Below are 7,769 nucleotides of genomic sequence, written 5' to 3'. Positions count from 1 at the left end.
CGAGGCGGGAGAGCTGGATCTGGCGCTGGTCAAGCAGACTCGGGGAAAGGGTTCGCCCCTTGCCAGCTGGCGCGAGCCGCTGGTGTGGGTCGACAGTCGCGACTGGCCGGCACGGGAACGGGATCCGCTGCCGCTGGTCGCCTTCCCGAGCGAAGGGCTCTATCGCCAGCAGATGACCGAGGCGCTCGATGGTCTGGGGCGGCGCTGGCGTATCGCCTATGTCAGCGCCAGTCTCGCCAGTTTGCAGGGGGCGGTGAGCGCAGGCATTGGCGTGAGCTTGCTGCCCAAGCGGCTGATGCCCGCCGATCAGCTGGCCCTGACCCAGTGGCCCAAGGTGGCGCCGGTGGAGCTGGCGCTCCATGCCGGGGTAAGCGTGAGCGAACCGCTCACCCGTTTGAGCGCGGCCCTGATCGCCCTCTGTGACGAGGTGATGGGGCCGCAGTGAGTGGCCTATGTGGGGAAAAACTTCTGTGGGGAAAAACTGACGTCGGCAAGATAAGGCGGAAAAAGTACGGGGAGATCAGTGATCCTTCCCCTCCGCCAGCTTGCGCTCGTAGTCATTTTTGACGATGGCCAGTGCCGCCAGCACCAGCTCGGGGGCCAGCTCATTGGTTTCCAGCAGTTCGATAAGGTCCACCGCGAGTTTCACCTCGGGCGGGGCAGTTTCCAGTGACATGGGCAGGGTTCCGGTTGCGGGAAGAGGGGGGATTATACAGGGGCGCCGCCGTTGGCCGAAAGCGCCCGCTCTGTCGGGCTGTGAGGCATGAAGGTCAGAGGTGCTGGCGCATCTCCTTGTCGATCTCCTCGCGCAGGGCAATCAGCTTTTTGGCGTACTGCTGCAACTGCAGATCGCTCTCGCTCACCGGCTGCCACTGGGGTACCGGAGTCGGTTTGCCCTGCTCATCCATCGCCACAAAGATGATGATGCAGTGGGTGGTTTTGTGGCGCTCGGTCTCGGTGGGATGGCGGCTGTAGACATCCACCGCCAGATGCATGCTGGTGGTGCCGGTGTGGATCACCTGGGCGTGCACCTCTACCAGCTGGCCAATCTGGATGGGGCGTAAAAAACGGATCCCCCCCACATAGACGGTCACCGCATAGCCGCCACACCAGCCAGCGGCGCAGGCATAGCCCGCCTGATCTATCCACTTCATCACCATGCCGCCGTGTACCTTGCCGCCGAAATTGACGTCAGAGGGTTCGGCCAGAAATTGCAGGGTCAGTTCGCGATTGGGCACAGTTACATCCTTATTGCCTGAAGGGTTTCCCTGAGCTTTGCCCCATCGGCCTGCCCGGTCAAGGGTTCATCCCCGATTCAGGGGGGCGGGGTCACTATCTTGCTCTATCGACGGGAACATAGCCGCAGGAGTGACACCATGAAACAGATGCTGGAACAGTTGTTGGGGGCAGGCAAAGGCTGGCTCAACGAAGGCGGAGACAAGCGCAAGGGGCAGATGCAGGGGGCGCTGGCCGGCGGTGCGCTAGGTCTGCTGCTGGGCAATAAAAAAGTGCGCAAATATGGCAGCAAGGCCGCTGCCGTGGGCGGCGCGGCGGCCCTTGGCGGGCTGGCCTACAAGCTCTATCAGGATTGGCAGGCCCAGCAGGCGGCACCGGCCCAGCCCACCCATCCCATCAGTGGGCTGGAAGGCAATGCGCTGGATGCCCGCGCGGCGCTTTTGGTGCGCGCCATGGTGGCTGCGGCCCGGGCCGATGGCCATATCGACGGCGCCGAGCGCCAGAAAATTCAGGAGTACCTGACCGAACAGGGCCAGAGCGATGTCGCCCGCTGGATTGACGCCGAGCTGGCCCGCCCCCTCGACCCCCACGCGCTGGCGCGGGAAGTGACCGACATGGAGCTGGCCACCGAGGTCTATCTCGCCTCCCTGCTCGCCATCGAGGTGGATCACTTTATGGAGCGAGGCTATCTCGACGAACTGGCGCGCGCCCTCAAACTCGATGACAACCTCAAGGGCAGCATCGAGCGGCAGGTGGCCCAACTTAACGCCCCCGCCTGATACCCCTCATCGCCATGGATTGCCGATAACGCCCCGCTCAAGGGGCGTTGTTGTTTCTGCTGCCCGCCAAAAGATACGGATGAGCCTATTTGGATTGTGGGGCACAGCCCCTAAGATGGCGCAGAACCATCACCATTTTTGCAAGGAGCAGTAGTGGGAAATGCGACACTCGTTTATTAACTGAACTCCAAATCATGTTAATGTCAAAGAACAATATCAACGTTTGCACAAGGAGCGTGCGTAATGTCAACTTCCCCAGCCGAGCTGGCCAAATATTACAGTGTTGATGATTTAACCAGTGCAACAACGGGTGGAGGCAGGCTCAATAACCTGCTTTTATCAGTTCAAAAAGGCTTGCCACTATCTATTTGGAGTCAGCAATACCTTGAGTCTAAAGGACTTAATGCCTTGCTCGGTTTTCTTACCGGGTCGTTATCCAAAGAGGAGTTTTATAGACGTGCCTTATTAGAGCGAGAACAGCGTATCGTAATCGCTAAAAAGCGGCAGCTTGAACTTGAAGCCATTAAAATAGCCGAGCAGAAAGCTTCCGCCTTGAGGTATGAAATGCTCCAGGCTCAATATGAAGCTGAACGTATAAAACGTGAGAACGATCCAAAGTTTATTGCGAGGAGAATAAACCAAGAGCTTCGTCGGAAGTTTGGAATTGAATCCTTTGTGGAAAAACATCATTTCAAGCAACTGATGAAGATTTTGCGTACGCTGGATGCCAAGTCACGACTTTCTGAACTTGATTCTATATGGCTAAAAGTTGAGGGGCGGGAGTATCAGACAGATGAGATATGGCATGCTTATCATCGAATAGAAGCTGATTTTTATATTTCAGAGTACAAGAAAACCTGCGATCCATGGCAAGCAGTCAATGCCAGTGCGCATCTTCGAAAATGTGCAGCAGCAGCCTCGGCTGTTGAATTGCTCTCGGCTATTCCAGTTAAAGACCAAGAGCATGCGAAGCTCAAATCTGCGATTAGAACAACCCATGGTGGGGCGTTGCGTGACTTGGGAAAGCGTACAGATGCTCTGAAAATGGGGGCTGAGGCTCATGCATTGCAACCGAATAATTTCAGACCATGCACACTGTTAGGTGCGCTTAATATTGAGCAGGGGAATATTGAAGAGGGGCATAATTGGTATCTCATGGCGGAAGCCCGTGGTGCTAAGCGGGATAGTATCGAGTACGAATTGCGTTCTCTGCTTTTGCGCATGAGTGAAGATAAGCGTCATGCGACTATTGCAGAGCTATTGAGGATTGCCCCTCGAGAATATGGCTGGTTACGCAGACCATTGAAGAGGTAATTACAGCCGCACTTGGGTTCCTGTTTCATGAGCGGAATTATTGGCGTCATCTTACGTGCCTTGGGCAATTTGGCGATTGATAAGCTCGGCAAGTTTGAATAGGGCCTGCTCCAGCTGTTCGCTCCAGGGATGGGAGCTGTTGAGGCGCAGGCAGTGGTTGTGTTGCCCCTGACTGGAGAAAAGCGCGCCGGGGGCCACTGAAAAACCGCTGCCCAGAGCCTTGGCATGCAGGGCGCGGCTGTCGAAATGGGCAGGCAGCGCCAGCCAGAGGAAGTAGCCGCCATCGGGGGAGGAGATCCGCACCTCGTCCGGCAACAGCCGTTGCAGGGCCGCCCGCATCTGCTGCTGGCGCTGGGCCAGGGTGTGGCGCAGGCGGCGAAAGTGGGCATCGACTCCGCCCTGGCGCAGCATCTCGGCCAGCGCCAGCTGGCTCGGCACATTGGTGGAGAGGGTGGACATCAGCTGCAGCCGCTGCACCCGCTCGGCATGGGGCCCCGCCACCACCCAGCCGACCCGAAAGCCCGGTGCCAGACACTTGGAAAAGGAGCTGCAGAGTAGGCTGTCGCCACGCTGATCCCAGTGGCGGATCGGCTTGGGGCGCTCGCGGCCGAAGTAGACCTCCGCATAGACGTCATCCTCCACCAGCGGCACCCCATGGCTGTTGAGCAGCGCCATCAGCCGCGCTTTGTGACTATCTGGCATGGTGTGGCCGAGCGGGTGCTGCACATTGCCCATCAGCCAACAGGCCTTGACCGGAATGCGGGTGAGGGCGTCTTCCAATAGCGCCAGATCGATACCCACCCCCGGAATCACCGGGATCTCCACCGCCTTGAGTTTCAGCCGCTCGATGGCTTGCAGGGCGCCATAGAAGGTGGGGGACTCCACCACCACCCAGTCACCGGGCTCGGTCAGCACCTGCAGGCTGAGGGAGAGCGCCTCCATGGCGCCTGTGGTGATGATGATCTCCTGCGGATTGACCGCCACCCCGTCGCTGGCGTAACGCTGGGCGATGGCGCGGCGCAGCGCTTCGTTGCCGGGGGGAAGGTCGGCCACCGTGCTGAAGGGATCGAGCTTGCGCATGCAGCTGGCCAAGGCCCGCCCGAGCTGGGGATGGGGGAACAGGGTCGGGTCGGCTACCGACATGCCAAGGGGCACCAGATCCCGCGATTTGCTCGCCTGCAACACCTCGAACACCAGATCGTTGATATCCACCGAGCCGCTGTAGTGGGTCTGGCTCGGGGTGTGCTGCACGACTTGCGGCGAAGCGGCTTTGACGTAGTAGCCGGACTGGGGGCGGGCGAGGATCCGCCCCTGACTTTCGAGCAGTTGATAGGCCTGCAACACTGTCATGGGGCTGAGCCCGTGGGTCTTGCAGCTCTGGCGAATGGAGGGGATGCGCTCCCCCGGTTGCCAGATGCCATCGTCGATCTGGCTTTGGAGGCGGTCGGCCAACTGCTGGTAAAGGGACATGATCTGGATCAACTGTTATAGGTGTAATTCAATATAACTGCATCTGTTATAGGTGTCATGCTCCGTGATGTACTTGTCACGCACGAAACGTGCAAGGCAAATACAACAAAAGAGAGTGACGCATGATCAATCCGGATGACGTGGTCAGCCTGTCTCGCCTGCAATTTGGCGCCACGGCCCTGTTCCACTTCCTGTTTGTGCCCCTCACGCTGGGGCTGTCCTGGATCCTGGTGATCGCCGAGTCGGCTTATGTGATGACCGGCAAGGTGATCTATCAGGACATCACCCGCTTCTGGGGCAAACTGTTTGGCATCAACTTCGTCATGGGGGTCACCACGGGGATCACCATGGAGTTTCAGTTCGGCACCAACTGGGCTTACTACTCCCACTATGTGGGGGACATCTTCGGTACTCCGCTGGCCATCGAGGGGCTGATGGCCTTCTTCCTCGAATCGACCCTGGTGGGGCTCTTCTTCTTCGGTTGGGACAAGCTCTCCCGCGGCAAGCACCTGCTGGTGACCATGCTGGTGGCGCTCGGCTCCAATCTCTCGGCGCTCTGGATCCTGATCGGTAACGGCTGGATGCAAAACCCGGTGGGGGCCGAGTTCAACCTGCTGACCCAGCGGATGGAGCTGGTGGATATCGCCGCCGTGCTCTTTAACCCGGTGGCGCAGGTGAAGTTCGTTCACACCGTCGCGGCGGGCTATGTGGCGGCCTCCATGTTCGTGATGGGGGTGAGCAGCTGGTATCTGCTGCGCAAAACCGAGGTGCAGTTTGCCCTGCGCTCCTTCGCCATCGCCTCTGGCTTCGGGCTGGCGGCCATCCTCTCGGTCATTGTGCTCGGGGATGAGTCGGGCTATCGCACCGGCGAGGTGCAGAAGGTCAAGCTCGCCGCCATCGAGGCGGAGTGGGAGACCGAGCCAGCACCAGCCTCCTTTACCCTGTTCGGCTTCCCGGATCAGCAGGCGGAAACCACCCACGCCGCCATCAAGATCCCGTATCTGATGGGGATCATCGCCACCCGCTCCATCGACGAGGCGGTGACCGGCCTCAAGGATATCAAGGTACAGAACGAGGCGCGCATCCGCAGCGGCATGGTGGCAGCCGAGGCCCTCGACCAGATCCGGCAGGGCGCTGATACACCTGCCAACCGCGCCCGCTTCGAGCAGCATGGCAAGGATCTTGGCTACGGCATGCTGCTCACCCCCTATGCCAGCAATATCGCCAAGGCCGGTGAGGCGGAGATTGCCAAAGCGGTCGATGACTCCATCCCGCCGGTGGCACCGCTGTTTTGGGGCTTTCGGGTGATGGTGGGGCTTGGCGTCACCATGCTGGGGCTGATGGTGGTGAGCTTTGTTCAGCTCTGCCGTAACCGGCTGCAAGACTCGCCACGACTGCTCAAGACCCTGCTCTGGAGCATTCCGCTGCCCTGGATTGCCATCGAGGCGGGCTGGCTGGTGGCCGAGCTCGGTCGTCAACCCTGGACCATCAGCGATGTGCTGCCGGTCTCGGCCTCGGTCTCTTTGCTTCAGCCGGGCCAACTCTGGTTCAGCCTCATCGCCATCTGTTCCATCTACACCCTGTTGCTGGTGGTGGAGTTGTTCCTGTTGCGCCATGTGATCCGCAAGGGGCCCGCCATTCTCCATACCGGCCGCTACAGCGGTGAACAACCCGAACTTGCGAGGATCGCCTGATGGATTACGCAACCCTGAAACTCATCTGGTGGGCGCTGGTGCTCTTCATGATGGTCGGTTTTATCGTGATGGATGGCTTCGATCTCGGCATCGCCATGCTGCTGCAGGTGGTGTCGAAAGATGACGACGACCGCCGTCTGGTGATCAACAGCGTGGGGCCGGTGTGGGAGGGCAATCAGGTGTGGCTGATCGCCGGCGCCGGTGCCCTGTTTGCCGCCTGGCCGCTGGTCTATGCCGCCGCTTTCTCGGGGCTCTACATCCCCATGGTGGTGCTGCTGCTCGGGCTATTTTTGCGTCCGGTCGGTTTTGACTATCGCAGCAAGCTGGCCGATCCGGTGTGGCGCCGCTGGTGGGATCGGGCGCTGGTGGCCGGTGGCCTGATACCGGCACTCATCCTCGGTGCGGCTATCGGTCTGGTGATGGAGGGGCTGCCGTTTCGCTTCGACACGGCGCTGCGTCTGCACTATGGCGCGTTCGACTTCCACTGGGGCTGGCTGCTCTCGGTGCTGGCCACCGCCATCACCTTGCTGTTGCTGCATGGCGCCGGTTTTCTGCAAGCCAAGGTGACCGGCACCCCTGCGCTGCGCGCACGGGGGATCGCCATCCTGCTGGCCCCGCTGGTGAGCCTCTGCTACCTGCTGGCCGGCTGGCATCTGGTGGATCTGCAAGGGTTCCAGCTGACCGGTGTCGGCACACAACCCTTTGACCCGAATGCTGCCATCAGCCCGTTGATGAAAGGGGTGATCCCCCACGCCGGAGGCTGGCTGCGCAACTACTTTGACTATCCGCTGCTGTGGCTGGTGCCGATCATCGGGACGCTGGCGCCGCTGGTGAGCGGGATTGCCTCCTGGCTGGAGCGGGGCCGAATTGCGCTGCTGGCCAGCGCCATTGCCTGCGCCGCCATGCTCTGCTCGGTGGCCATCGCCCTGTTCCCCTTCGTGCTGCCCTCATCCCTCGATGCGGTCAGCAGCCTGACCCTGTGGGACAGCACCTCCAGTTACAAGACCCTGGCCATCATGTTCGGCCTCGTGCTGGTGCTGATGCCGGTCAACCTGGGCTACACCGGCTGGGTCTATCGGGTGGTGCGCGGCAAGCTCGACCGTGCCCGCATCAAGCGCGACAGCCATCAACTCTACTGACCTCAAGGGATCTGCTATGTGGTACTTCACCTGGATTTTGGGCCTCGGATTCGCCCTGCTGCTGGGCCTGTGCAACCTGCTCTGGCTGGAAGCGCGCTGGCAGGCGGACGAACGGGACGGCAACTGACGGCGGGGGG

9 protein-coding genes are annotated in these 7,769 nt (G+C 60.4%); 6 read left to right on the top strand and 3 right to left on the bottom strand.

Features of this window, described 5'->3' with window-relative positions:
- Positions 1–445 (top strand): LysR substrate-binding domain-containing protein (locus BN1139_RS21755; protein ID WP_041980257.1); only part of this gene is annotated, 445 nt, incomplete at its 5' end.
- 75 nt (positions 446–520) lie between these two features.
- On the opposite strand, the gene rsmS is transcribed toward BN1139_RS21755, so the two are convergent.
- Both rsmS and BN1139_RS05505 read right to left on the bottom strand, forming a co-directional pair.
- The gene (gene rsmS, locus BN1139_RS20860) at positions 521–676 is read right to left on the bottom strand and encodes a pleiotropic regulatory protein RsmS (protein WP_005337582.1); all 156 of its coding nucleotides are present in this window, start codon (positions 674–676) and stop codon (positions 521–523) included.
- 94 nt (positions 677–770) lie between these two features.
- Entirely contained in the window at positions 771–1,238 is a 468-nt protein-coding gene (locus BN1139_RS05505; RefSeq protein WP_005337580.1) for an acyl-CoA thioesterase, read from the bottom strand.
- A gap of 138 nt (positions 1,239–1,376) precedes the next feature.
- On the opposite strand from BN1139_RS05505, the gene BN1139_RS05500 reads away from it, so the two are divergent.
- Together BN1139_RS05500 and BN1139_RS05495 are read left to right on the top strand one after the other, a co-directional pair.
- Positions 1,377–2,015 (top strand): tellurite resistance TerB family protein, encoded by a 639-nt coding sequence (locus BN1139_RS05500; RefSeq protein WP_005350838.1) that lies wholly within the window; start codon positions 1,377–1,379, stop codon positions 2,013–2,015.
- Between the two features lie 243 nt (positions 2,016–2,258).
- Positions 2,259–3,329, top strand: a complete 1,071-nt coding sequence (locus BN1139_RS05495; RefSeq protein WP_005350839.1) for a hypothetical protein — start codon at positions 2,259–2,261, stop codon at positions 3,327–3,329.
- 51 nt (positions 3,330–3,380) lie between these two features.
- Here the strand turns inward: BN1139_RS05495 and BN1139_RS05490 are convergent, their stop codons facing one another.
- Positions 3,381–4,799: an aminotransferase-like domain-containing protein gene (locus BN1139_RS05490; RefSeq protein WP_005350841.1), complete on the bottom strand. Its 1,419-nt coding sequence runs from the start codon at positions 4,797–4,799 to the stop codon at positions 3,381–3,383.
- Between the two features lie 122 nt (positions 4,800–4,921).
- On the opposite strand from BN1139_RS05490, the gene BN1139_RS05485 reads away from it, so the two are divergent.
- From BN1139_RS05485 to cydX, 3 genes are read left to right on the top strand one after another with little or no spacing between them, the layout of a single operon-like run.
- Positions 4,922–6,493: a cytochrome ubiquinol oxidase subunit I gene (locus BN1139_RS05485; protein WP_005350842.1), complete on the top strand. Its 1,572-nt coding sequence runs from the start codon at positions 4,922–4,924 to the stop codon at positions 6,491–6,493.
- Positions 6,493–7,632, top strand: a complete 1,140-nt coding sequence (cydB, locus tag BN1139_RS05480) for a cytochrome d ubiquinol oxidase subunit II (protein WP_005350843.1) — start codon at positions 6,493–6,495, stop codon at positions 7,630–7,632. The genes BN1139_RS05485 and cydB overlap by 1 nt, the downstream gene beginning before the upstream one ends.
- Before the next feature lie 16 nt (positions 7,633–7,648).
- The gene (gene cydX, locus BN1139_RS05475; RefSeq protein WP_005337572.1) at positions 7,649–7,759 is read left to right on the top strand and encodes a cytochrome bd-I oxidase subunit CydX; all 111 of its coding nucleotides are present in this window, start codon (positions 7,649–7,651) and stop codon (positions 7,757–7,759) included.
- The last annotated feature ends 10 nt before the right edge of the window (positions 7,760–7,769 follow it).

The sequence above is a fragment of the Aeromonas veronii bv. veronii genome, from assembly GCF_000820225.1.
Lineage (GTDB): Bacteria > Pseudomonadota > Gammaproteobacteria > Enterobacterales > Aeromonadaceae > Aeromonas > Aeromonas veronii.
This window is presented reverse-complemented; position numbering and strand designations above follow the sequence as displayed.

Coding starts and splice junctions, on each gene's coding strand:
- cydB (WP_005350843.1), top strand. CDS start 6,493: ATGGATTACGCAACCCTGAAACTCATCTGGTGGGCGCTGGTGCTCTTC.
- cydX (WP_005337572.1), top strand. CDS start 7,649: ATGTGGTACTTCACCTGGATTTTGGGCCTCGGATTCGCCCTGCTGCTG.
- BN1139_RS05500 (WP_005350838.1), top strand. CDS start 1,377: ATGAAACAGATGCTGGAACAGTTGTTGGGGGCAGGCAAAGGCTGGCTC.
- BN1139_RS05485 (WP_005350842.1), top strand. CDS start 4,922: ATGATCAATCCGGATGACGTGGTCAGCCTGTCTCGCCTGCAATTTGGC.
- BN1139_RS05490 (WP_005350841.1), bottom strand. CDS start 4,799: ATGTCCCTTTACCAGCAGTTGGCCGACCGCCTCCAAAGCCAGATCGAC.
- rsmS (WP_005337582.1), bottom strand. CDS start 676: ATGTCACTGGAAACTGCCCCGCCCGAGGTGAAACTCGCGGTGGACCTT.
- BN1139_RS05495 (WP_005350839.1), top strand. CDS start 2,259: ATGTCAACTTCCCCAGCCGAGCTGGCCAAATATTACAGTGTTGATGAT.